A 24,173-nucleotide genomic window follows, 5' to 3' on the forward strand; every position below is an offset into this window, starting at 1 on the left:
CACATCGATGCGCCCTCGCCCGTCATCATCCCGACGGATCTCGCCGTCCGGATGTGACAGGAGCACACAATGGATTCCACCGTCCTCGTGACCGGAGGCACCGGCACCATCGGCCGCCGTGTCGTCCGGCTGCTCGCCCCGACCCGCTCGCTCCGCATCCTCTCGAGGCACCCCGGTGATCCGGCGCCCGGCATCGAGCAGGTCCGCGGCGACGTGGTCAAGGGCACTGGCCTGGCAGAGTCGATGGGCGGCATCGACACGGTGCTGCACCTGGCCGGCGGCGCCCGTGGTGACGACGTGGCGGCCCGGCGGCTGGTGGGCGCTGCCCGGGAGGCGGGCGTCCGCCACCTGGTGCTGATCTCGGTCATCGGGGCGGACCGGATGCCCATCGGGTACTTCCGCCGGAAGGCGTTGGCGGAGCACGAACTTGTCGGGTCCGGGGTGCCGTGGACGATCCTGCGGTCCGCGCAGCTGCACGATTTCGTGCTGCCGGTCGCCCGCACCCTGTCGACGCTGCGCCTCGCCCCGCGCGGGTTGCGGTTCGAACCGGTGGACGTCGACGAGGTGGCCGGACGGCTGGCCGAGCTGACCCTCGGTGCGCCCGCCGGGCGGGTGCCGGACCTGGCCGGTCCTGAGGTTCTCGACGCGGCCGGCCTGGTCCGGACCTACAACGAGGTGCTCGGCCGACCGGGACGCCGGGTGCACGGGATCGGCCTGCCCGGTGCGGCCGGCCGTGCGTACCGGGCCGGCGACAATCTCACCGAGGTCGCGGCTCCTCGCGGTCGTGGCACCTGGCGTTCGTTCCTGGAAGCCATGGCGCTCGCACGGGCGGCCTGATCTCCGGATCCGGGTGCGGCCCGACCGGTGCGGACTGATCCCGTTCACCAGGCAGGTATGCAGATCGTCGCCGTCGTGCGTTGTCCAGGATGTGGGGATGCCGGACGAGCCGATGAGCTTCGAGCAGTACGCGCGGGCGCGGCTGCCGGTGCTGGTCGGCATCGCCCGGGGCATCTGCCGGGACCGTGACCTCGCGCAGGACGTCCTGCAGGAGGTACTGCTCCGGGCGCACCGGCGGTGGCCGTCGATCGGGCCGATGGACGGCCGGGACGCCTACGTGCGGCGGATGCTCGTCAACGAGCTCATCTCCTGGCGGCGCCGCTGGGGCAGGTCGGTGCCGAGCCCCGCCGAACTGCTCGACGAGGTGACACCCGACAGCAGCGAACGGTTCGCGCTGCGCGAGGAGCTGCTGGCGGAGGTCCGGCGGTTGCCGGTGAAGCAGCGAGCCGTGATCGTCCTGCGTTACTTCCTCGACCTGTCCGACGACGAGATCGCCGCTGACCTGGGATGTTCGCGCGGGACGGTGCGGGTGCACGCCTCCCGGGCGCTGCGCACGCTGCGGATCCGCAGGACCGGCGACAGCGCAGGGATTTCCGACCCGACCATCGACGAGGAGGTGACCGGATGAGCCGCACCGAGCAGGATCTGCGGGAGGCGCTGCGGATGCCGGATCCGGAGCTGCAGGCTCGGCTCTCGGATTTCGTCGGGATGCTGGGGGTCGACCACCGAGTGCATCGGCGCCGTAGGCACTTCCCGGCACTGGTCGCAGCCGCCGTGGTGGTGCTGCTCGCCGGGGTGGTGGTGGCGCTGGGACTGCGGTCGCCGATCGACGGACAGCCCGCCCCGGCAGTCCCACCGGTGGGCTCGACCTCGGCGACCGGATCGGTGCCGACGTCGACCACCGGCGGCTCGTCGTCATCCCAGGAGTCGCAGCAGTCGTCGGCAGCCGAGGACCGTTGCACCATCGGGCTTCCCGGTGGTGCGGTGCCCTCCGGTCCGGCGCTGGAGGCGGCGACCCTGGTCGGATTCCGGCACGGTTCGGCGTTCAGCACCCGGCGGATCTCCTGGTCGGGACAGTCCGAACACCTGATGGTGCTGTCCGGCGGGAAGGTCACGGCCGTCGCGATCGCGGTGTTCGCAGCGGGGGTCACTCCACGTGGCTACCGCCCGGAGCGACAGGTGCTGCCCGACAACCCCTCTCTGGCCCAGGGGGAGTGGGGCGTCGTCGGCCCCGCCGGATCGGCGACCGAGGAGGGCCACGCCACGCAGAACGTCTTCCTGGACGCGCCGGACGGCAGCACGGTGGTGGTGTCGCCGCCGAGTGACAGTGCGGTCTCCCGGGCCAGGGCAGCAGCCGTGGTGCAGGATCTGCTGCTGGGCCGGTCACGGACCAGCCCGGTGCCGTTCGACCTCGTCCCGGCGGACGGCGCCAGGATGGTGTCCGTCTTCGGCTCGGACGTCCCGAGGGCAGATCCCGACGGGAACCTGTGGATCGACGTCCAGGCCGGGGTGTCGATCGACGGGGCGGACCCGGTGTCGGTGATGATCAGCGGCCCGATCCTGCACTCCTGGGACGGACAACCCATCGATCGCACCGGGCTCGCCGAGGCCCGGGGCGATCGCGCGGTCACGATCGACGGCGCGCAGTGGTACTTCAACCAGGACTTCTGCGAACTCTCCCGCGCGGAACCGGATTCCTTGGTCCTCATCCACGGCGGCCAGGACGACTCCTTGCCGGATCTGGTGGCAGCGGCCGAGCGGGTCGTGGTGGCCGACGATCTCGCCGACGTGGCCACCTGGACCGACCCTCGCACTCTCACCGGCTGACACCGCACCGGAGTTCACCGAGGCCTGGTCGGTCCGGCGTCGTGATGATCACGACCGACGCGGCCGGGGCACCGACCTCACCTGTCGCAGACCCGGCACACCGGAGAATGAGGGTCCACCGCGGCGCGCTGCCGTGGTGACGGGGCAGCGCGCTGCCACTGCGATCGGACGGAGCAGCACCACCATGGCCGACACATCCGCCGGCGGGGCGTCTCCCGCCGGGACCCTGCGTGCGCCCCGGCGAGACGGGTCGGATCGATGACCGCCGCCGCTGGACAGGACCGGGGTGAGGACCTGGCCGACGACCTGGACCACGAACAGTACGACGACGAGAATGTCGGCGGAGGCATCGGTCTCGCAGCGTGGCAACTCATCGGCGGGGCGATCGGGCTGCTCGCCGCATTGGTGCTGACGGTCGAGAAGATCGCCACCCTGCGGGATCCGAACTACGTCCCCAGTTGCTCGATCGACGAGGTGCTGTCCTGCGGGTCGATCATGTCGAGCGACCAGGCGGAGCTGCTCGGGTTCCCCAACCCGCTGCTCGGGTTGATCGGCTTCCCGATGGTGATGATGGTCGGTGCTGCCGCACTCGCCGGGTTCTACCCGCCGCGCTGGTACCGGTGGGCCGTGCTGGCCGGCATGTCGGTGGCCTTGGTGTTCGTGCACTGGCTGATCTGGGTCAGCCTCTACGAGGTCGGTGCGCTGTGCCCGTACTGCATGGTGGTGTGGGCCGTCATGGCGCCGCTGTGGTGGTACACGCTGCTGGACACCGTGGACCTGCCCCGGCTGCGCCGGTTCCATGCACCGGTCCTCATCGCCTGGTACCTGGTGGTCGCCGCCCTGGTCTTCTTCCGCTTCCAGGAGCACTGGACCTCACTGTTCTGACCCGCCTCGTCCGCCCGGGAACCTGTCGGTGACGGGTCCTACCATCGGCCCATGGACATCTCGACACGACTGGCCCGGGCACAGCGGCTCGGCAAATTGCATGCCACCCGGAAGCCGCTGGTGCTGCCGACGGTGTGGGACGTCTGGTCGGCCCGGACCGCCGTCGCCGCCGGGTTCGAGGCGTTGACGATCGGCAGCCATCCGCTGGCCGATTCGCGCGGCGCCGAGGATCACGAGGGGCAGACCTTCGCCGAGGTGATCTCCGCCGTCGGGCCGATCATCGACGCGGTCGACGTGCCGGTCTCGGTGGACCTCGAGTCCGGCTACGGCCAGACGCCGGCCGACCTGATCGCCGGGTTGCTGGAGGCCGGTGGTGTCGGCCTGAATCTCGAGGACACCGTCCACTCGGAGGGCGGCCGGGTCCGGACCACCGAGGAACATGCCACCTACATCGCCGGGCTGCGCGCGGCGGCCGACGCCGCCGGGGTGCCGGTCTGGATCAACGGGCGCACTGATCTCTTCCTGCACGCCGACGACAAGGACGCGGTGGCCGACGAGGCGATCGCCCGGTTGCAGGCACTCGTCGAGGCGGGCGCGAACAGCGTGTACCCGGTGCGGATCCAGGACGACGACGCACTGATCACCCGGGTGGTCGGCGCGCTGCCGGTACCGGTGAACTGCACGGCGCACCCGGTGAAGCACGACCTGCCGCGGTTCACCCGGCTCGGCGTCGGCCGGATCACCTACGGGCCGTTGCTGCAGGGCGCGCTGACCGAGTCGATGACCGAGATGATCTCGCGCTGGCGCTGACCGCTACGGAGTGCTGATCCCGGCAGACAGCTGACCCTTCGGACGCTGCTGACCTTTCGGACTGCTGACGATCCGGACGCTGCTGACCCTCCGGACGCTGCTGACCCTTCGGACTGCTGACCCTGACGGCCGCCCCGGGCGGCGACGGCGGCGTCCGCCGGGTCACGGGGTCGTGGTGCTCCGGTGCTTCCGGACCTTGAGCAGGTTCCCGCAGCGCTCCATCGAGCACCAGCGGCGGGTGCCCGGGCGGGAGGCGTCGACGAACAGGAAGGCGCAACCGTCGGCCTCGCACTCGCGGATCCGGTGCGCCAGCGGTCCGGTGAACAGGTCGACCGCGTCCCGGGCCAGCACCGACAACGCCTGCGGCACCGTGGCTGTGGTCGCAGCGGCGGTCCCGTCGACGGCCATCCGGGGCGCCGGCGGGGGAGACGCGGCGTAGCGGTTGACGGTCTCCACGTCCACACCCGGCAGGTCGTCGACATCGTTGTCACGGGACAGGATGCGGGCCAGCCGCAGGATCGCGCCGCGCAGTTCGTGCGCGGCCGTGACCTCGTCGGTCGGTCGGGCGCTGGTGGTCAGGTCTGCGATGGTGGTGAGGTCGGCACTGGTGGTCGGGTCGTCGTTGTCTCTCGTGCCGGCCGGGGTGGCGGTGGTGATCCGCATCGGCCGCAGCACGTGTCCCAGCCACCGTTCAAGGCCCGCCGCGTCACCGATCAGTTCCGGTTCGATCCACTCGTCTGTGGCAGCGGTGTGCGCGAAGTCCAGGCTGACCCGGCCGGAGCGGAACCGCTTGGCCAGGGACGGGGCCATCCGCGGCGTGGTCATACCGTCCACCGTACCGGACCGACACCGGTCTGACCGGTTGAAGACACCGGTTCAACCAGTTACGGTGCCGGGGTGACCGCAACCACCGCACCCGCCGCCGGAGTGCGCACGAGGCCCGGCCCCGCTCTCTTCGCGATGGCGCTCGGCGGAGTGGCGCTGGGCACGGCCGAGTTCGCGACCATGGGTGTGCTGCCGGCCGTCGCCACCGATCTCGGCGTCTCGGAGCCGACCGCCGGCGTGCTGATCTCGGCCTATGCGGTCGGCGTGGTGATCGGGGCGCCGCTGCTCGCCGTGCTCGGCGCACGGATCCCGCGCCGCACCCTGTTGCTCGCCCTGGTCGGCCTCTTCGTGGTGGCGCACATCGGGTCGGCGCTCGCCCCGGGCTTCGGGTTCCTGGTCGGCACCCGCTTCGTGGCCGGACTGCCGCACGGTGCCTATCTCGGGGTGGCCGCGCTGGTCGCCGCCTCGCTCGTGCCGGAGGAACGCCGTGGCCGGGCGATCGCCTCGGTGATCCTGGGCCTGACCGTCGCCAACATCGCCGGAGTGCCGGTGTCGACCGCCATCGGGCAGTGGTGGGGTTGGCGGGCCACCTTCGCCGTCGTCGCCGTGCTCGGGTTGTTCACCCTGGTCGCGGTCCGCCTGCGGGTGCCCTGGCAGCCCGCCGGTCGGGTCGGGCGGGTGCTCGGCGAGCTGCATGCCCTGCGTCACGGTCAGCTCTGGGTCGCACTGCTGATCTGCGTGGTGGGGCTGGGCGGCATGTTCGCCGTCTTCACCTACATCTCCTCGACCCTGACCGAGGTGTCCGGGATCCCGCGGGCGTGGGTGCCGGCTGTGCTGGCGCTGTTCGGGCTCGGGATGACCGTCGGCACGGTGATCGGTGGACGGTTGGCCGACCTGTCGGTGGACCGCACCGTCCGCTTCGGCCTGTTCGCGATCGCCGCGGTGATGGCGGTCTTCACCCTCCTGGTGCACACCCCGGTCACCGCCGCGATCGGCGTGTTCCTGATCGGGATGACCTGCCTGACGCCGATGCCCGCGATCCAGGCGCGGCTGCTCGACGTCGCGCCCGACGCGCCGACACTCGCAGCGTCACTGCTGCACTCGGCGACGAACACCGCGAATGCGGTCGGCGCGTGGGCCGGCGGGGTGGTGCTGACCGCCGGTGCCGGATACGCCGCGATCGGTTGGGTCGGTGCTGCGCTCGCTCTGGCCGGCGCGATGATCGGGGTGCTGTGTGTCCGGAGCCGAACGACCGAGGAGAAAGCCGTGGTGGCATGACATCCCCCGATCCCATCAGCCCGATCCGCTCGTTCCGGCTCGACGTGCCGGAGTCCGAACTCGAGCACCTGCGGGATCGGCTGCGCCGGACCCGGTGGCCGGAGCCGGAAACGACGACGGGTAAGGACATCTGGGACCAGGGTCCGCCGCTGGAGACGGTGCGCGAGCTCGTCGAGTACTGGGCGACCGGGTACGACTGGCGGCGGCTCGAGTCCGAGCTGAACTCGCACGGACAGGCGATGACCGAGATCGACGGGCTCGACATCCATCTGCTGCACGTCCGGTCCCCGCGCCCGGACGCCCGGCCGCTGGTGATCACCCACGGCTGGCCCAGCTCGGTGGTCGAGCCGCTCGAGATCATCGACGCCCTGGTCGATCCCGCCGACCCCGATGCGCCGGCTTTCCACGTCGTCGCGCCGTCGCTGCCCGGATTCGGGTTCGGAGCGCGGCCCTCCGGGACCGGGTGGACGGTGGAACGAACGGCCGATGCCTGGGTCGAGTTGATGCGACGTCTCGGCTACGACCGGTTCCTCGCGGCGGGCGGCGACTGGGGCGGCCGGGTCACCGCGCGGCTGGCCCACGCGCACCCGGACCACGTCATCGGCATGCACACGTTCACCCCCTACGTGAGCGAACCTGCCGGCGGTCCAGGCCCTCTCACCGAGCTCGAGTCGCAGTGGGTCGCCGACACCCGCTGGTTCCACACCTACGGCGGCGGGTACTCCCTGCAGCAGTCGACCCGTCCGCAGACCCTGGCCTACGCGCTCGTCGACTCCCCGCTCGCGCTGCTCACCTGGATCCTGGACAAGTTCCACCTGTGGACCGACCGGCGGTCACCGGTGTCCCGGGACCGCATCCTCGACACCGTGATGCTGTACTGGCTCTCCGGGACCGGGGGCTCGGCGGTCCGGTTCTACTGGGAGAACTTCCCGCCCCGGGGCAACGACGAGCGGGTCGGCGTGCCGGCTTCGGTCACCGTGTTCCCGGCCGACATCGAGAAGTTCCCGCGGTTCTGGGTGGAGCAGCGGTTCCGGGATCTCCGCTCCTTCTCCGTCGCCGAGCGGGGTGGGCACTTCCCGATGCTGGAGGTCCCGGCCGGGTACGCCGGCGCCCTGCGCAGGTCGCTCGGGTCGATGACCTGACGACGGTCGGTCACCGACACCCCATTCAGAGTCGCGTGTATCTCGGGGCCGGGCGGCCGTAGTGCTGTCCTGCGAACAGCGGGAACAGTGCCAACCATTGTCTACCAGACGGCCGTCTGATAACTTCGCCGGCAGACCTCCGCCGCCGAAGGATGTGTTCGATGACGACCTCCACGCTGCCGCCGACCGACCTGCTCGCGCCGGGCCCGACCGCCGACCCCTACGACATCTACGCCAACCTGCGCCGGGACGACCCGGTGCACTGGAATCCGTTCCAGAAGGCCTGGTTGATCACCCGGTACCAGGACGTCTGCGAGGCCTACCTGGATCCGCGGCTGTCCTCCGACCGGATCCGGCCGATGCTCGGCATGGTGGCGGGGGACCGGCAGGACGAGATGGGCCGGATGCTGGCGATCATGGCCGAGTGGATGGTGGTGACCGACGGTCCGGCGCACCACCGGCTGCGCAAGCTCGCCAACACCGCGTTCCGGCAGCAGCGGGTGGCGGCGATGGGGGAGTGGATCGGCGAGATCGTCGACGGCCTCGTCGACCGGTTCGTCGCGAGCGGCTCCGAGGACTTCTATCAGGACATCGCCTTCCCGATGCCCGCGACGGTGATCGCCACCATGATGGGTGCGCCGGCGGAGGACGCGTTGCGGTTCCAGAAGTGGTCCGACGAACTGGCTCTCGTCGCGTTCGGGACCGGCGGTGCGGAGCGGGCCGACCGCTACCGGCGGGCGCTCGCCGGGATCACCGAGATGCAGTCCTACCTCTCCGATCTCATCGACAAGGCGCGGTCGGCGCCGGGGTCGGACATGATCGGTGTGCTGCTCACCTCGCAGGACGCCGAGGGGGACCGGCTCGACGACGACGAGCTGATCGCGCTATGCTCGCTGATCCTGTTCGCCGGGCACGAGACCACCACGAACCTGTTGTGCAACGGCGTCGTGTCCTTGCTGCAGCACCCGGAGCAGCTCGAGAAGCTGCGCGCGGACCGTGGTCTCGTGCCGACCGCGGTGGAGGAGATGCTGCGGTTCGACGGCCCGATCAAGACCATCCAGCGCTGGGTGGTCGAGGACCACGAGCGGGACGGGCGGCAGCTGAAGGCCGGCCAGCGGGTGTTTCTGATGAACAGCGCGGCCAACCGGGACGGTGGCACCTTCGACCGGCCGGACGACTTCGACATCACCCGACCCACCCAGCCGCTGCACGTCGCTTTCGGACGGGGTGTGCACTCGTGCCTGGGAGCCCAGCTGGCCCGGCTGGAGACCCGCACGGCGATCCCGATCATCCTGGACCGGTTGCCCGGTCTCCGGCTCGCCGGTCCGGTGTCGTACCGGTCGACCACGGCATCCCGAGCGGTGACATCCCTGCTGGTGCAGCACGATGCGGGGGTTCGGTGACCGTGCCGACGGTGGAGTTCGTCTCGGACGGCGGCACGGTCACAGCGGTGACGGCTGCGCCGGGGACGACCGCGATGCGGGCTGCGACCGGGGCCGGGGTGCAGGGCATCGTCGGCGAGTGCGGGGGCCAGATGATGTGCTCGACCTGCCATGTCTACGTGCAGCCGGACCGGCTCGAGGAGCTGCCGGAGATGGAGCCGGACGAGGACGAGATGCTGGATCTCACCGCGGCTCCGCGCCGGCCGGAGAGCCGGTTGTCCTGCCAGATCGTGCTCGACGAACAGCTCGACGGGTTGCGACTGACGATGCCGTCGCACCAGGTGTGATCGTGGATCCGATCGTCGTCGTCGGGGCCGGGCACGCCGGTGCACAGCTCGCGGTGTCCTTGCGCGAGAGCGGGTACGACGGGCCGGTGCTGCTGCTGGGTGGCGAGGGCGAGGTGCCCTACCAACGGCCGCCGCTGTCCAAGGCCTACTTGCACGGCGGGAACGCGTCGGAGCTCCCGTTCCGGCCGGCCGAGGCCTACGCCGCGCTGGGTGTCGACCTCGAGACCGGTGTAGACGTCACCGCTCTCGACCAGGAGGCGGCCGCTGTCGTGCTGGCTGACGGGCGACGTCTGCGGTACTCCACGGTGGTGCTGGCCACCGGTGCCGAGGCGGCGGTGCCACCGCTGCCCGGTACGGCGCTGCCCGGGGTGCACACGCTGGTGACCCGGGCGGACGCCGATGCCCTGTCCGCCGATCTCGCCGCGACCGATCGGCTGGTGGTGATCGGCGGCGGGGTGGTCGGTCTCGAGGTGGCGACCACTGCCCGGAAACGCGGCCTCGACGTGGTGGTGATCGAGGCCACCGACCGACTGATGGGCAGGATGCTCGGGGCGGACCTGTCCCGGGTCCTGCTGGACCGGCACCGTGCGGGGGGCGTCGACATCCGGCTCGACCTGCAGGCGGCGGAGATCGTGGCCGGCGCTGACGGCCGGGTGGCGGGTGTGCGGCTGGTCGACGGCGTGGTGCTACCGGCCGGCGCGGTGCTGATCGGTATCGGTGCCCGGCCTCGCGTCGAGGTGGCAGCAGCAGCCGGTCTGGCGGTGGATGGCGGGGTGTTGGTGGACCAGGAGTTCCGCACCGCCGACCCGCGGGTCCGGGCCATCGGCGACTGTGCGGCGGTGGTCGGACCGGACGGTGTGCAGCGGTACCGGTCGGTGCAGAACGCGACGGACCAGGCGCGGCGGCTGGCCGCTCTGCTGACCGGGGCCCTACCGGTTCCCGCTGCGGTGCCGTGGTTCTGGTCGGAACAGGCGGGCTGCCGGATCCAGATCGCCGGCGACCTGGCGTCCGCGGACCGGTACCTGGTGCGGGCAGGGCGGCGTGGTGGCACCACGGTGTTCGGCTTCCGCGACGGGGTGCTGGTGGGTGCGGAGTCAGTGGACGACGCCGCCTCGCACCTGGCGGTCAGAACCCTGCTGGCACACGTGCCGCCGACTTTCGACGACTTCCTGGATCCGGACGTCGACCTCCGAGATCTGGTCGCCCGCAGTCGGTCCGCGACATCCCTCAGCGGCTGAGTGGGCCGCGGTATGCTCGCCGTCCGTCTGCAGCGAGCCAGGAGAGGAACGTGACCGGGGTGGCCGAGCCGCGACGCGCGCCGGCCCGCAGGGGTCGCGCCGATCGGAAGCCGCGGGACGAGCGGTGGAACGACCTGGTCGACGTCGCCACCCAGGCCTTCCACGACAACGGCTACGACGCCACCAGTCTGCAGCAGATCGCCGATGAGGTCGGCATGCTCAAGGGCAGCCTGTACTACTACTTCCAGTCCAAGGAGGACCTCCTCTTCGAGGTGATTTCCCGGGTGCACCTGGACGGGTTGGTGAACCTGCAGCGGCTGGTCGCCGGGCCGGGGACGGTCGCGCAGATCCTGGAGGCCGCGGTGATCGGCCACATGCAGTTCATGTCGGGGCATCTCACGGGGACATCGGTGTTCCTGCGTGACCTGTCCGCCCTGCCGATGGCGCGCCAGGAGGAGATCACCACCAGGGACGGCGGCTACCAGGGGGTGTTCCGCGACCTGCTGGCCCGGGGCGTGGCGAGCGGCGAGTTCCGCGCGGACCTCGACGTCAAGGTCTCGGCGTTGTCCCTGCTGGGCAGCCTGAACTGGTTCCACCGCTGGTACCGGGCCGACGGTGCCCTCAGCCCCGAGCAGATCGGCCGTGAGGTGGCCGGGATCTTCGTCCGGGGTTTCGTTGCCGATTGAAGCAGTCGCCGATCGACGCGGTGGTGTCGCGGTCACGCCCTCGGTGTCCGCCGGGCGGTTTCCCGGATCAGTTCGCGGATCCCGGGCCGGTCGAGATCGTCCGTCTCGCGGAAGACGATGTGCCGCGCCTTCTTGCCGGTGCCGACCAGCAGGCCGTGCTCGTCGAGTTCGAGGAGATCGGCGCCCTTGGACAACATCAGATTGACGTGCGCGCCGTGGACGGCAATCGCTGCGACGAGGCCCTTGTAGGTGCCGGGCAGGTAGGTGTAACCGATCAGACTCCGGCCGGGATCGTGCTCGACCGTCGCATCAGGGAGTTCCTCGCCAAGGATCTGCTGCAGTCCGCGGACCAGGCCGGCCAGGGGTGCGCGGAGATCGTCGATGTCCACCTCTCCCATCTGTGCAGGGTACGTCCAGGCGGACGTCGGCGGACCGGCCCGCGGCGGCAGTCCTGAGTTGTCCACATCGGCGAGGTTGTCCACATCGGAAGATCACAGATCCCACGGTTCGTTTGTCGGGTCGTAGCGTCGGCCTCATGTCGGAAGAGGGTGTGATCGCCTGCGATCTCGACCAGGTCGTGCACCTGGTCGACTCGGTGGCCGATGCCCTGGCCCGGCTCGGGCGGGTCGCGATCTGGAAGCTGGCTCCCGAGGGGCTGGACGAGGTGTCGCGCCGGCTGGAGACCGCGACCCGCCTGGGCTGGGCGGCGCAGGTGAACCTGGCCGGCGAGTACGAGGCCCAGCACGTCGCGAAGACCCGTGGCTGTTCGTCCACGGCGGCCATGCTGGCCAAGCAGCTCGGCATCGGGCCGGGCGAGGCCTGGTTGCGGGTGCGGACCGCGGGTCAGGTACTCCCGCAGGACCTGCCGGACGGTGGCGAGGCGCCACCGCAGCTCCCGCTGCTCGCGCAAGCCCTGGCCGCGGGGGAGATCTCGTCCGAGCACTGCCGGATCATCGAGCGCAGCTTCCGGGGGATGGCCGCCGAGGTCACGCCCGAGGCCCGAGCCGGGTTCGAGAAGTCGGTGGTGGAGCACGCGAAGGTCGCGGACCCGACGTCGCTGGACACGCTGGCGACGAACCTGCGGAACAGGCTCGAGCAGGAGCTCGAGCCCAAGGATCGCCCCGATCCCAAGGACCGCGCCGAGCTGACCGTCGGTCGGCGCGACCATGCGACCGGCCTGACCCCGTTCCACGGTCGGCTGGAGGACTACGGGATCGAGTTGCTCACCGCGCTCTTCGACAAGCATGCAGGTCCGAAACCGGCGGGCGACATCCCCGATCTCCGCCCGGCTCCGACCCGACAGGCGCACGCGCTGACCGACGCGCTGGAGCACCTGCTGGGCTGCCGCGAGGACCACGAGGGTGGCCACGGACGGCCGACCATCGACTTCACCCTGGACTGGGATGTGTTGCAGCAGCAGGCCGGAGCCCTGGCGATGTCCGGACGCGGCCGCACCCTGTCGGCCACCGAGACACGGCGGTTGCTGTGCGAGGCGGAGATCCTGCCGGTCGTGATGAACGGCGACGGCGTCCCGCTGGACCTGGGTCGCTCGCAGCGCACGGCCAACCGGGCGCTCCGCCGTGCGCTGGCGCACCGGGACCGCGGGTGTGCCTTCCCCGGCTGCGACCGCCCGCCCGCCTGGTGCCATGCACACCACATCGATTTCTGGGGACGGGATCTCGGCCCGACCAGCCTGCACAACGGCGCTCTGCTCTGCGGGTTCCACCACCAGCTGATCCACCGGGAGGCCTGGCGGATCCGGATGAACCCGGTCGACCAGCTCCCGGACTTCATCCCGCCCGCCTGGCTGGACCCCGGGCAGAGACCCAGGCGCAACACCTCGCACCCACCCTGGCCACGCACCGGCGCCGGGTGACATCCGCTCGACGCCAAGCGTATTCGGTGCCGACCTCACATCGCGACACCGGCACGACTCCAGGCGCCGACAGGAGGTGTTCCGGAGACCGTCGCCGGCCGGAGACAGTGGCGGGCCGGCAACAGTGGTCGGCCGTCGACCCGTGGACCGCCCTCGACCTCTGTGGGCGTACAGCCCTGGACTTCATCGGCCCACGACCGGGACGGTCGGCGGGGGTCCCGCGGTGTTCGGTCGGCGCGATCACTCAGGCGACTGCCGGCCTCGGCGCCCTGGCGCGTGGCCGATGCGCTGTGGGTTGCGCGCGCCATCGCGGACGTCCTGATGAGTCGTCGGCACGGGGTTGCGAGTCGGGACGGCGCTGCCCCCGTGGCAGCATGACGGTCATGAGCGATCCGGCCGAGATCTTCTGGCGCGCACACGAGGGCCTCCCGCGTGAGGCCCCGGGATCGGATGCGACCACCCGGCTCCTGCTCCGACTGGCCGGAGTGATACCCGGTCTGTCACCCACAGAGTTGGCAGCGGCCGATGTGGCAGCGGCCGATGTGGTAGCGACCGATGTGGCGGCGACCGGGCCGACGGGGACCGATCTCACGACGACCGGGTCGGCGCCCGATCGTTCAGTGACCGGGTCGGCGGCATCGATGATGGCACAGGATGAACAGGTTGCGATGCCTGCGTTCTCGGTGCTCGACATGGGATGCGGCACCGGGCCCGCGACGTTGCTGCTCGCCGAGCTGTCCGGCGGTCATGTCACGGCCATCGACCTGCACGCACCGTTTCTCGCCGAACTGGACCGCCGCGCAGCTGAGGCCGGACTGGCCGATCGGGTGACCACCGTGCAGACCTCGATGGACACGGTGCCGGTGGCCGACGGTTCGGCGGACCTGATCTGGGCGGAGGGGTCCGCGTACATCATCGGCGTGGACACCGCGCTCGAGACCTGGCGTCCCTTGCTGTCATCGAGAGGCTGTGTCGTCCTCACCGAGGCGGAGTGGCTCACCGACCACCCGGCACCGGAAGCCCAGGCGTTCTGGACCCCCGGCTATCCCGGAATGCGCACCACAGCAGGGAATGTCGCCGCTTTCCAGGCAGCCGGCTGGGAGATCCGCGCCAGCTACGTGCTTCCCGACAGCGACTGGGAGAACTACTACGGTCCGCTGGCGCGCCGGCTGCAGGAACTTCGCCAGGAGGGCATCCCGGACACGGATCTCGCACCGGTCCGCGAGGAGATCGACATCCGCGCCGCGCACGGGTCCGACTACTCGTACACGGCCTACGTGCTGCGTCCCAGGGGCTGACACCGCCACCGCCGAATCCTGAACCCGCCCCACAGCCGCACACGGTGCACTCGCCGGTGGTGGCGAGTCGGTGGTCCGCTCCGGGGCGCAGCGCGCATGCGGGAGAGACCGCGTCGCGTGTCGAATCCGCGCCCTGCCCGGCTGCAGTGCGACCGCAGGTCGTGTGTCCGGCCCGACCCAGGGGTGGGCGGTTCGTGCCTGTGGACCCGCCGCTCAGGGAGCGGAGTCCAAGCCCTCCAACCACAGTCGTCCGATCGACCCGGGCGGAGGTGGGGTGGTGCCCTCGTTGCGGATGTCGATCGACTCCCGGTGCCGGGACACCTGGGCCATCGTCATCGCGTGCCCGTGTCCCAGGCCGAACTCGGTCTTGAGGAACCCGGCGATGTCAGCGGCCTTCGTGTCCGGACCGCCGAGGCCGGCGGCGTCGATACGCTCGAGCAACTGTCGGGGCGTCAGGCCGGTGTTCTTCTCGATCGTCGTCAGGTACGACTGTGCAGATGCGGGCACGGTGTCCTCCGGGTCCGGTCGGGTCGGGTCGGTCTCCTCCGATCGTGCCAGAGCCGGCTTCGGTCAGGACTCGCTGTCGGACGGGTCGCCCCACGATCGTTGCGGTCGGGTCCGCCTGCGGCACCCCTGCGCCGCTCGGAAGGGACCACGCCTACGGGCCCCGATCCACCGCTGCCGACGCAGGCGTCAGGACGTGGCGAGCCGGTCCTGGAGCCAGTCGAACATCCGGTTCTCGGTGAGCAGCCGGCCCATCGGCTGGCAGTGGAACTCCGCCCCTTCCTCGGCCGAGAACGGCGCCAGGGTCGCGATGTCGCCGAGCATACCGGCCAGCTGCGCCGATTGTCCGGGCCAGAACTGCTCCTTCTCCGGATCGGTCAGCAGCAGTGGCGTGGTGATCCGCGCGGCGATCTCGGGATCGATCCGGTACTCGCTGACGGCGGAGAACAGGTCGTACCAGTCCTCGTGCCGGTAGGGCCGGCCGCGGAACCGCAGCGTCCGTCCGAGTCCCGGCAGCTTGACCGCGAGGTTCATGTTCCGGTCGAACTTCCTGCGGGCGCCGTCGGCCAGCAGTTCGGTCATGCTCCTGCCGAGCGGCCCGGTCCATGACGTGGACACGTCGACCACGCCGGGATCGGCGACGGCGGCGACGAAGCGCTGTTCGAAAGCGAGCGCCCGGGGCAGCCAGTACCCGGCCTGGCTGATGCCATAGGCGGTCAGCGCGGTGGCGTCGACGTCGTCGCGAGCCACCAATGCGTCCACGACCGGGGTCAGCACCGCCTCCCAGTCGGGCCGGAAATAGGTGTGCCGCTCGAACAGCATCGACTGCTGGCCCGGACCGTCGTAGACGAATGCGTTCCACCCCCGCTCCAGCGCTCCGGCGATCGCGCTGGTCCACATGTCGCTGACGGCGCCGTCGCTGCCGTTGGTGATGACGAGGGTGGGTCGGCGGGCGCCCGAAGAATCAGGCCGTAGCAGGTAGCCCGGCAGCGTCGTGCCCTCGTACGGCACGGCGACGGCCAGGTGCGCGCCGTCGGAGCAGTCGATGAACGCGTCCCACGCCTCCCGGTGCCGGCGGAAAGCGTCGCCCAGCCGATCGGAATCCTCCTCGACGGTGAGCCCGTCGACCACACAGGCCCAGTAGGTCGCCGCTCTCAGGTACCCGGAGCGGGCACTGACGAGATGACCGCCGGCCCGGCTGCGGTCCGCCTCGGCGGCAACGTGTTCCGCTGTGACCTGCCACTGTTCGGCCCAGGTGGCATAGTTCTTGACCCGGGCGATGGTGGCCAGGACCTCGCCGATCTCGCCTGCGCCGCGCACGCACCGCCCGAGGGCGATCCGTGCGGCGAAGTCCAGGCCTTCGTCGGAGAAGAAGCCCTGTTCGATGACCTTGTGACCCGAGGCGTGCAGATTCACGGGGTGCCTTCCGGACGGTGCTGCGACGACAACGGTGGGAGTGCCCGTTCTACCAGGTCGCTCACCACAGGTCGTCAACCGATCACCCACAGCAACCCGATGGTGATTGCGGTCGGCCCCGGCGGATGTCACCGTGGTGGCATGGAACAGGCTGCTGCGCCCGTGTTCGTCGTGGTCGACGGCGAGAACATCGACGCGACCCTGGGCACCAGCATCCTGCTCCGCCGCCCGGAACCGAAGGAACGCCCGCGCTGGGACCGGGTTGCCGACTTCGCCCGCAGCACGTGGGGCCCGGAGGCCCGCTGCCTGTTCTACTTCAACGCCACCAACCTGAAGTTCCCGAACCCGTTCGTCCAGGCACTGACCGCACTGAACTACCGGCCGGTGCTGCTGCAGGGACCACCCGAGGTCAAGATCGTCGACGTCGCGATCCTGCGCACCCTGGAGACGCTGCGGGAGATCCCCGGCGACGTCGTTCTCGTGTCCAACGACGGCGACTTCCTCACCGGGCTGGAGCCGTTGCTCGACGGCACCCGGCGGGTCGGGATCCTCGGATTCCGCGAACATCTCAGCTCCTCCTACCTCGAACTGGAGCAGCGCGGCCTGGAGATCTACGACCTGGAGCACGACGTCGGTGCCTTCAACGTGGTGCTGCCCCGGCTGCGGATCATCCCGATCGAGGAGTTCGACCCGCTGCTGTTCCTCGGGCCGGACCCGTCCTGAGCCATGGATCTGGAGTTCACGGGCGAGATCTGGTTCTGGCGCGGCCCTTCGCCGTTCCACTTCGTGTCCGTGCCCGACGAGCAGTCGGCGGCACTGGAGTCCGTCTCGCCGCAGGTCAGTTACGGCTGGGGGATGATCCCGGTGCAGGTGCGGATCGGTGCCACAACTTTCGCGACGGCTCTGTGGCCGAAGGACGGCGGGTACATCGTCCCGGTCAAAGCGGCCGTCCGACGTGCGGAGAAGATCGACCTGGGCGACACCGTTGCCGTCCGGCTGGCGGTCGACGTCTGAGTACGGCGGTCGGACCAGCACCGGCACCGGCACCGGCACCGGCAACAGCAACCGCAACGGCAACGGCAACGGCAGCGGACCGTTGCCGATGCCGCATAGTCCCGGACTGCGACGGGCGTGCCTGCCTGGCACGATCGCCGGATGCGTAACGGACTGGACGCAGCCGTCGGCAACGCGCTGGAACATCTGGTGCGGGTCCACCACCGGCGGCGGATGCAGCGACTCGGTCACGGCGGGGTGCTGGCGCCTGAGGTCCCCGAGGATCTCTGGGTCCCGGGTCCGCGGCCGCCCCGGCCGGGGAACGATGTCCGGGTGCTCATCGACGGGCGCGAGGCGTTCTCGGAGATCGCAACGGCGATCCGCGGTGCTCGTTCGCACGTGCACGTGACGGGTTGGCATCTCAGCCCCGGGCTGCGCCTGACCCGGGCCCACGGTGACGGGCCCACGGTGGGCGGGCTGCTGGCGGAGGTCGCCGAACGTGCCGATGTCCGGGTGCTGCTCTGGGCCGGTCCCCCGATCCCGGCCTTCCAGCCCACCCGACGCATGATGAAGGACGTCCGCAACAACCTCACGGCCGCCGGGAGGATCCGCTGTGTGCTCGACGCCCGCGAGCGGACCCTGCACTGTCACCACGAGAAGGTCGTCGTCGTCGACGACCGCGTCGCCTTCGTGGGCGGCCTGGACATGTCGGACCTCAGCGGGGATCGATGGGACAGCAACGACCATCCGCCACGGGATCCGACCGGCTGGCACGACGTGACCCTCGCCCTCCGCGGTCCGGTTGTCGCAGACGTGGCGCACCACTTCCGGGACCGCTGGCAGGAGGTCGCCGAGGAGCAACTGCCGATGCCGGGGATCCCGGACGAACTGGTGGGTGGGGTGCCGGCGCAGTTCCTCCGGACGGTTCCGGAGAGCACCTACGGGTTCGCCCCGCGAGGTGAGTTCTCCATCCTCGACGCCTACCACCGCGCCCTCCGGTCGGCGCGCCGGTTCGTCTACCTGGAGAACCAGTTCCTGTGGTCCGCCGAGATCACGCAGGTGCTCGGGGATCTGCTCCGCGAACCGCCGGCCGACGACTTCCGGGTGGTGCTCGTGCTGCCCGCCCGACCCAGCAGCGGACGCGACACCACCCGCGGCCAACTGGGTCTGCTGATGGACGCCGACGACGGGCACGGTCGGCTGTCGGCCGCGACGATCCGGGCGCCCAGGTCGGGGGACAGCGCGTCGCTCTACGTGCACGCGAAGGTCGGCATCATCGACGACGAGTGGTTGACCGTCGGGTCCGCGAACCTCAACGAACACTCCCTGTTCAACGACACCGAGGCGAACGTGCTGGTGCGCGATCCGGATCTGGCGCGGTCGACGAGGATCAGGTTGTGGTCGGAACACCTGGAGTGCGACCCGGCCGAGCTCGAAGGGCCCGTCTCCCCGGTGATCGACGGCCGGTGGCGACCGCGCCTCGCGGAACAGGGCAGGCGCGACGAGCAGGGCCTGCCGGCGACCCGACGGCTCACCGCGCTGACCGCCGTGTCCAGGCGGACGGAGCGGTTGCTCGGCCCGACCAGAGGTCTGCTGGTCGACGCCTGAACGACCGCGAGTGGATCTTGGTCACATCCGGGGACGAATGCGACGGACCGGGCGTTGCTACGGCGTCAACGACCAGACCCCGAACGGGCCCAGCAGCGGCGCCCGCATCAGGCCAGGAGTTCCCATGCGACGTGCCCTGATCACTGTCGGCACGATGGCCATCGCCGTCGTGCTCACCGCTTGTGGCGGAGGGACGGCGTCGAACCCGACCCCGACCGCGGTCGGCGGCGGTGCACAGAACGACATGTCCGTGGTGGCGGGCGACGAGGATGCGGTCGCCGGTGACGGCCTGGAGCTGAGCTCGCGCGAACTGCGGACCTGCAGCGAGTTCGTCACGCAGCAGAACGTGCTGGTCCCCAGGCTGAAGGAGGCCGCGGCCGGCAGCGTCGGGGAGGGGTGGACCTCGAACCTGGCGGGTCTGCCCCGCACCCTGCAGCAACTCCAGCTGGAGGTCCAGGCCGCGACCACACCGGAGTTCGCCGCCGCGCTCACCGCGTCGGCCACCGCCGGCGCGCCGGTCTTCGACGCCGTCTCCGCCGGTCGGGCGCCTGCCGAGGAGGACTACGATCCTGCGGGCATCCTGGCCGGTTTCGAAGTCGCGGCGGCGCTCTGCGAGCGCGCCGGGGTCAACATCGTCTGGTTCGAGTAGAAGACATCGGTCGGGACGGGACGGGACCGGCGACAGCAGGTTCGCGGGCGCCCGATCCAGGTTCGCAGGCGTCCGACACCGATCCGCTCCCGGGCCGCAACTTCCGGGCCGCAACACGGTCGCCGCAAGGCACCGCCCGGTTGTCCCGGTGACTCACCACCCGCGCCCGACACCCCTCGGCCCGGGCGCGGGTGGTCGATCCGGGGCGGTCAGTCCTTGACCACGCCGCCGTTCTCCACCTTGATGTACTTCTCCGGACGCACGCTCAGGATCACCCGCACATCGGCGTCGTGGATCGGGTAGACGTTGCCGTAGCGCTCCTGCAGCGACCGGTAGAAGGCGCCCTCCGGGTCGGCCTCGGTGCTCTCCACGACACCGCGGACCTCCAGGAACCGGTAGCCGTTATCGGGGTCGACGATCGAGATCGCGACGTGCGGCTCGTGCTTGAGGTTGGCGAACTTCTGCCGGTTGCTGGTGTGGGTGAACCGCAGCACCTCACCGTTCCAGTCGAACCACATGACGCTGCTCTGCGGGCTGCCGTCCGGTCGGACGGTGGCCAGGTGCGCGAAGAGCGGACGCTCGAGCAGATCTGCGTGGGAGCCGGGGGAGAGGGACATGGACTGCCTTCCTGACGGGCCCGGGTGACCGGGCAACTGGTGTCGCTACCGTGGGGTGCAACGTGTGCCCCGCAGGAGCGCATTCCGGTCATCTCTGATGCGTGTGCCCTCCGGCCAACGTGCGGGCGGTGTTGATCAGCGGGACGTGGCTGAACGCCTGCGGGAAGTTGCCCAGCATGCGGTGCCCGACCGGGTCGTACTCCTCGGACAGCAGCCCGAGGTCGTTGCAGAGTTCGGTCAGCCGGTCGAAGATCTGCCGGGCCTCGTCGGTCCGGCCCATCAGCACGTAGTTGTCGGCCAGCCAGAACGTGCAGGCGAGGAAGGCGCCTTCGCCCGGCGGCAACCCGTCGGTGTCGATGTCGTGCCGCTGCGTGTAGCGGCGGACGAAACCGTCGATCAGCAGGCCCTTCTCGATCGCCGCGACGGTGCCGCGGACCCGGTCGTCGTCGGCCGGGAGGAAACCCACCAGCGGGATCATCAGCAGCGCGGCGTCCAGTTCCTCGGAGCCGTAGTACTGGGTGAAGGTGCTCCGGTCGGAGTCCCACCCCTTCTGCAGGATGTCCTCCCTGATCTCCTCGCGCAGCGCCCGCCAGTCGTCGACAGGTCCTTCCACGCCGAACTTCTCGACGGACTTGACCGCCCGGTCGGCGGCGACCCAGGCCATCAGCTTGGAGTGGGTGAAGTGCTGCGGGTCGCCGCGCACCTCCCAGATGCCCTCGTCCGGCTCCTGCCACCGCTGCGCGACGATGCCCATCAGTGCGCGTTGCAGCGCCCAGGTCGACTCACCGGTGCCGCTGCCCATCAGCCGCGCCTGGTAGAGCGCGTCCATCACCTCGCCGTACACGTCCAGCTGGAACTGGTCGACGGCCGCGTTTCCGATGCGGACCGGGTGCCCGTCGAACCCGGGCAGCCAGTCGGCGACGTACTCCGACAGCCGCCGTTCACCGGCCACGCCGTACATGATCTGGATCTTCGCCGGGTCCCCCGCGATCGCCCGGAGCAACCAGTGGTGCCAGTCCTCGGCCTCCTGCGCGAACCCGGCGTACATCAACGCCTGCAGGGTCATCGTCGCGTCGCGGAGCCAGCAGAACCGGTAGTCCCAGTTCCGCACCCCGCCGGGTTGCTCGGGCAGCGAGGTGGTCGGCGCGGCGACGATGCCGCCGGTGGGGGCGTAGGTGAGCGCCTTGAGGGTGATCAGCGACCGGCGGATCAGCGGCGCCCAGGGGGAGTCCGGGACGGTGCCGCGGGAGAGCCACTTCGCCCACCAGGCGGTGGTGTCGCGGAGCGCTCGCTCCGGGTCGACGGGCTTCGGCGGCGACTTGTGCGACTCCCGCCAGGTCAGCACGAACGGGATCCGGTCGCCTTCCTCGACGGTGAAATCCGCGACGGTGGAGAAGTTCTCGCCGCGGGTCTGCACCGGTGTCCGCAGCCAGACGGCGGTCGGGCCGGCGATGGCGACCAGGGCGTTGCCGTCCTGCCGGACCCACGGCAGCACCGATCCGTACTCGAACCGGAGTGTCATGTCCATCCGCATCGGCACCGCGCCGTGCACACCCTCGACGATCCGCACGATGTCCGGGGACTGGCCGCGCACCGGCATGAAGTCGATGATGCGGACCGTGCCGTCCGCGGTGTGGAAGGTGGTCTCGAGTACCAGGTCGTCGCCCTGGTAACGGCGCTCGGTACGGGTGACCTCACCGGCCGGGGCCAGCCGCCACCGACCGTGATCCTCTGTCCCGAGCAGCGCGGCGAAGATCGCCGCGCTGTCGAACCTCGGCAGGCACAGCCAGTCGATCGAGCCGTCCCGCCCGACCAGCGCCGCCGTCTGCGTGTCGCCGATCAGGCCGTAGTCCTCGATCCGCCGATCCATCACCGGGTTCCTTCCACTCGCCCATGGGAGTGCCCTTGAGGCGGGTGCCGAAACGAGCGGTGGTCCTGGTGGGTGAGGGCCGCGGGCTCAGAGCTTCACATCACCGCACAGGTGCACCTTCACGCCGAGCGCCTCGAACATCGCGGCCTTGACGGCGAGTGCGGCGTCGGCTGCTGCGGCATCCGGGGCGTAGACGACGTTGGCGTGGTTGGCCTTGTGCCGGGCCATCAGCTGGTCCCGCCCCACGCCGTGCAGCACCGCGTGCATGATCGGCCATTCCGGGTTGGTCGCGTCCAGCCGCCGCTGCGTCTCCTCCTCGGGCAGTTCGACGACGGTGCCGCGGCCGAGGTCCACGTGCAGCGCACCGTCCATCACGAACACCCGGGACCAGACGATCTCGCCGGGTTTCGACGTGCCGGCCAGGGTGCCGCCGCCGAGCGGGAAGAACATCGGGGGCTGCCGCATGCTGTGCGACCGGTCGTACCCGCCGTTGTGCGAGGCCGGCACCGAACCCGAGATCTCGAAGACCCAGACGAACTCGCCCTCCCAGGCGTCGCCCCAGCGCACGTCGTGCAGCGTGGTGGCCGGGTCGAAGCCCATCGCGGTCCAGATCCGGTTGGTCACCAGCGAATCCACCGCCACCCCCTCGTCCACCTCGTTGAAGTGGGGGAGGGCGACGCCCGGGTACAGCTCCCGGGATCCGTCCCGGGAGAGCACCGGCGGGCGTTCGACGTTGTTGAGCAGACCCTCGGCGAGGTCGCTCGCCGGCACCACGTCCTTGAGCCCCTGCTGGTACTGGATGCCGATGGCGTCCAGCCCGAAGTCGTCGGCGATGCGCAGGGCTGCGATGTACATCCGGAACTGGCTGAGCAGCTGGGCGTCGGTGAGCTCGGTGGCCTCGTCGGTCCCGGTGCGGAAGGTCATGCCGGCCGCGTCGAGCCAGTCCCGCACGCCTTGCGCCTCGGCGTCGGTGACCCGGCCCATCTCGACCACCAGCGCGCTCTGCGAGAGCCGCTCCTTGTAGATGCCGAGCGGGTTCATCAGCTCGTCGTCGATGATCGCGTTGTACATCCCCATGCAGCCCTCGTCGAGCACCCCGATGATCGCCTTGTCGTCGATCAGCTGGTGTGCCAGCGCCCGGCCGAGCTCGGTCTCCGGCGAGTCCGGCAGCGGGCCGAGATCCCTGACGTGCGAGAGGTCGTGGGAGATCGTGCCGGTGCGCAGCCATTCCTCCAGTCCCGCCCGGGCCCAGTCGTCGGTGAAGTCGGGGCTCCACAGGGTGGAGTGCGCGACCCCGGCCTTGGTCAGGCTGCCCGCCAGGTTGAGCAGACCGACCAGGCCCGGGAAGTCGCCGCTGAAGTTGGCCACCAGCAGGATCGGGCCGCGGTGGCTGCGCAGCCCGGCCAGCACATGGTGGCTGTACTGCCACACCGCCTCGACCACGATCAGCGGGGCGTCGCGCGGGATCGTGCGGAAGATCTCGATGCCGGCGCGTTGGCTGTCGATGAACCCGTGGCCTTTGGCCTCGTCGAACGGGTGACCGCGCTGCACGGTGCGGCCCAGGGACTCCAGGGCCGCGGTCAGGTCGGCTTCCAGCTGCGCCTGGGTCGGCCAGCAGGTCACGTTCGCCGGCAACCGGAGGTCGCCGCTGGCAACGGTGTACACGACGTTCTCAGCGGCCGCCGGCTTCTCGCGGAGGGTGGGCAGTGCATAGACGGACACGACAGGCTCCTTCGGCTGTGCGGTGTGGATCGTCGGGGTGCGGTGTGGATCGTCGGGGTGCGGGGTGCGGGGTGCGGGGTGCGGGGTGCGTTCGTCGGGAGGACGGGTCGTCGAGCAGTGCAAGTTGTCGAGCAGTTCAGGTCGTCGGTGAGGGCGGGCCTCGACGGCAGCCCATGGCTGGGCAGGCCGCCGATGATCGTTCCGACATCCCGGATAGCTCAGGGCATGCCGGGATGTCGAGCGGGGACCGGTGCCCCGGCCATGGTCGTCCGGGGATGTCCGCTCCCGCGGATCGATCAGTGGTGTGGTGGCATCGGGGGTCGTGCGAGGACATCAGGGTTGTGCGAGGGCATCACGGCAGGT

General features: G+C 70.5%; 24 protein-coding genes. 17 read left to right on the top strand and 7 right to left on the bottom strand.

Annotated features, from left to right (window positions below):
- Positions 1-69: 69 nt before the first annotated feature.
- The 5 genes from GIS00_RS01425 to GIS00_RS01445 all read left to right on the top strand — a co-directional run bounded on the left by GIS00_RS01425 (position 70) and on the right by GIS00_RS01445 (position 4,359).
- The gene (locus GIS00_RS01425; RefSeq protein ID WP_154766640.1) at positions 70-837 is read left to right on the top strand and encodes an SDR family oxidoreductase; all 768 of its coding nucleotides are present in this window, start codon (positions 70-72) and stop codon (positions 835-837) included.
- A gap of 97 nt (positions 838-934) precedes the next feature.
- Positions 935-1,465 (top strand): SigE family RNA polymerase sigma factor, encoded by a 531-nt coding sequence (locus GIS00_RS01430; protein WP_230312715.1) that lies wholly within the window; start codon positions 935-937, stop codon positions 1,463-1,465.
- Positions 1,462-2,664, top strand: a complete 1,203-nt coding sequence (locus tag GIS00_RS01435) for a hypothetical protein (protein WP_154766641.1) — start codon at positions 1,462-1,464, stop codon at positions 2,662-2,664. Before GIS00_RS01430 ends, GIS00_RS01435 begins: the two co-directional genes overlap by 4 nt.
- Before the next feature lie 258 nt (positions 2,665-2,922).
- Complete coding sequence (locus GIS00_RS01440; RefSeq protein ID WP_154766642.1) at positions 2,923-3,549, top strand: vitamin K epoxide reductase family protein; 627 nt, start codon at positions 2,923-2,925, stop codon at positions 3,547-3,549.
- Positions 3,550-3,600: 51 nt separating this feature from the next.
- Positions 3,601-4,359 carry an isocitrate lyase/PEP mutase family protein gene (locus tag GIS00_RS01445; protein ID WP_154766643.1) on the top strand — a complete coding sequence of 253 codons (759 nt, stop codon included), beginning with the start codon at positions 3,601-3,603 and terminating at the stop codon, positions 4,357-4,359.
- A 162-nt stretch (positions 4,360-4,521) separates the two neighbouring features.
- On the opposite strand, the gene GIS00_RS01450 is transcribed toward GIS00_RS01445, so the two are convergent.
- Entirely contained in the window at positions 4,522-5,184 is a 663-nt protein-coding gene (locus GIS00_RS01450) for a CGNR zinc finger domain-containing protein (protein ID WP_154766644.1), read from the bottom strand.
- Between the two features lie 72 nt (positions 5,185-5,256).
- Between GIS00_RS01450 and GIS00_RS01455 the strand changes: the two genes are divergently transcribed.
- From GIS00_RS01455 to GIS00_RS01480, 6 genes are all read left to right on the top strand, one after another.
- Entirely contained in the window at positions 5,257-6,462 is a 1,206-nt protein-coding gene (locus GIS00_RS01455; RefSeq protein ID WP_322097334.1) for an MFS transporter, read from the top strand.
- Entirely contained in the window at positions 6,459-7,604 is a 1,146-nt protein-coding gene (locus GIS00_RS01460) for an epoxide hydrolase family protein (protein ID WP_154766645.1), read from the top strand. The genes GIS00_RS01455 and GIS00_RS01460 overlap by 4 nt, the downstream gene beginning before the upstream one ends.
- Positions 7,605-7,765: 161 nt before the next feature.
- Positions 7,766-9,007 (top strand): cytochrome P450, encoded by a 1,242-nt coding sequence (locus GIS00_RS01465; RefSeq protein WP_196073067.1) that lies wholly within the window; start codon positions 7,766-7,768, stop codon positions 9,005-9,007.
- A complete protein-coding gene (locus GIS00_RS01470; protein ID WP_322097335.1) occupies positions 9,004-9,333 on the top strand; it encodes a 2Fe-2S iron-sulfur cluster-binding protein in 330 nt (109 codons plus the stop codon). Before GIS00_RS01465 ends, GIS00_RS01470 begins: the two co-directional genes overlap by 4 nt.
- A gap of 2 nt (positions 9,334-9,335) precedes the next feature.
- Entirely contained in the window at positions 9,336-10,571 is a 1,236-nt protein-coding gene (locus tag GIS00_RS01475) for an NAD(P)/FAD-dependent oxidoreductase (RefSeq protein ID WP_196073068.1), read from the top strand.
- Between the two features lie 50 nt (positions 10,572-10,621).
- The gene (locus GIS00_RS01480) at positions 10,622-11,257 is read left to right on the top strand and encodes a TetR/AcrR family transcriptional regulator (RefSeq protein ID WP_196073069.1); all 636 of its coding nucleotides are present in this window, start codon (positions 10,622-10,624) and stop codon (positions 11,255-11,257) included.
- Positions 11,258-11,289: 32 nt separating this feature from the next.
- Here the strand turns inward: GIS00_RS01480 and GIS00_RS01485 are convergent, their stop codons facing one another.
- Complete coding sequence (locus GIS00_RS01485) at positions 11,290-11,655, bottom strand: DUF1801 domain-containing protein (RefSeq protein ID WP_154766649.1); 366 nt, start codon at positions 11,653-11,655, stop codon at positions 11,290-11,292.
- 137 nt (positions 11,656-11,792) lie between these two features.
- On the opposite strand from GIS00_RS01485, the gene GIS00_RS01490 reads away from it, so the two are divergent.
- The gene (locus GIS00_RS01490; protein WP_154766650.1) at positions 11,793-13,133 is read left to right on the top strand and encodes an HNH endonuclease signature motif containing protein; all 1,341 of its coding nucleotides are present in this window, start codon (positions 11,793-11,795) and stop codon (positions 13,131-13,133) included.
- Positions 13,134-13,801: 668 nt separating this feature from the next.
- Positions 13,802-14,431, top strand: coding sequence for a class I SAM-dependent methyltransferase (locus GIS00_RS01495; RefSeq protein WP_230312716.1), 630 nt, complete (start codon positions 13,802-13,804; stop codon positions 14,429-14,431).
- A 213-nt stretch (positions 14,432-14,644) separates the two neighbouring features.
- On the opposite strand, the gene GIS00_RS01500 is transcribed toward GIS00_RS01495, so the two are convergent.
- A complete protein-coding gene (locus tag GIS00_RS01500; RefSeq protein ID WP_196073070.1) occupies positions 14,645-14,938 on the bottom strand; it encodes a DUF4287 domain-containing protein in 294 nt (97 codons plus the stop codon).
- Positions 14,939-15,124: 186 nt separating this feature from the next.
- On the bottom strand, positions 15,125-16,351 hold the full coding sequence (locus tag GIS00_RS01505; RefSeq protein ID WP_322097336.1) for an alpha/beta hydrolase family protein: 1,227 nt from the start codon (positions 16,349-16,351) through the stop codon (positions 15,125-15,127).
- 141 nt (positions 16,352-16,492) lie between these two features.
- On the opposite strand from GIS00_RS01505, the gene GIS00_RS01510 reads away from it, so the two are divergent.
- The 4 genes from GIS00_RS01510 (at position 16,493) to GIS00_RS01525 (ending at position 19,601) form a co-directional block, all read left to right on the top strand.
- Positions 16,493-17,074, top strand: a complete 582-nt coding sequence (locus GIS00_RS01510; protein ID WP_154766652.1) for an NYN domain-containing protein — start codon at positions 16,493-16,495, stop codon at positions 17,072-17,074.
- Positions 17,075-17,077: 3 nt separating this feature from the next.
- The gene (locus tag GIS00_RS01515; RefSeq protein ID WP_154766653.1) at positions 17,078-17,365 is read left to right on the top strand and encodes a DUF1905 domain-containing protein; all 288 of its coding nucleotides are present in this window, start codon (positions 17,078-17,080) and stop codon (positions 17,363-17,365) included.
- A 141-nt stretch (positions 17,366-17,506) separates the two neighbouring features.
- On the top strand, positions 17,507-18,952 hold the full coding sequence (locus GIS00_RS01520; RefSeq protein ID WP_154766654.1) for a phospholipase D-like domain-containing protein: 1,446 nt from the start codon (positions 17,507-17,509) through the stop codon (positions 18,950-18,952).
- A gap of 124 nt (positions 18,953-19,076) precedes the next feature.
- Positions 19,077-19,601, top strand: coding sequence for a hypothetical protein (locus tag GIS00_RS01525; RefSeq protein WP_154766655.1), 525 nt, complete (start codon positions 19,077-19,079; stop codon positions 19,599-19,601).
- A 209-nt stretch (positions 19,602-19,810) separates the two neighbouring features.
- On the opposite strand, the gene GIS00_RS01530 is transcribed toward GIS00_RS01525, so the two are convergent.
- The 3 genes from GIS00_RS01530 to GIS00_RS28740 all read right to left on the bottom strand — a co-directional run bounded on the left by GIS00_RS01530 (position 19,811) and on the right by GIS00_RS28740 (position 23,810).
- Positions 19,811-20,218 carry a PPOX class F420-dependent oxidoreductase gene (locus GIS00_RS01530; RefSeq protein WP_154766656.1) on the bottom strand — a complete coding sequence of 136 codons (408 nt, stop codon included), beginning with the start codon at positions 20,216-20,218 and terminating at the stop codon, positions 19,811-19,813.
- An 88-nt stretch (positions 20,219-20,306) separates the two neighbouring features.
- Positions 20,307-22,088 carry a glycoside hydrolase family 15 protein gene (locus GIS00_RS29235; protein ID WP_154766657.1) on the bottom strand — a complete coding sequence of 594 codons (1,782 nt, stop codon included), beginning with the start codon at positions 22,086-22,088 and terminating at the stop codon, positions 20,307-20,309.
- Positions 22,089-22,175: 87 nt separating this feature from the next.
- Positions 22,176-23,810: a hypothetical protein gene (locus tag GIS00_RS28740; RefSeq protein WP_322097337.1), complete on the bottom strand. Its 1,635-nt coding sequence runs from the start codon at positions 23,808-23,810 to the stop codon at positions 22,176-22,178.
- Between the last annotated feature and the right edge of the window lie 363 nt (positions 23,811-24,173).

The organism is Nakamurella alba (assembly GCF_009707545.1).
In the GTDB taxonomy this organism is placed as follows: domain Bacteria; phylum Actinomycetota; class Actinomycetes; order Mycobacteriales; family Nakamurellaceae; genus Nakamurella; species Nakamurella alba.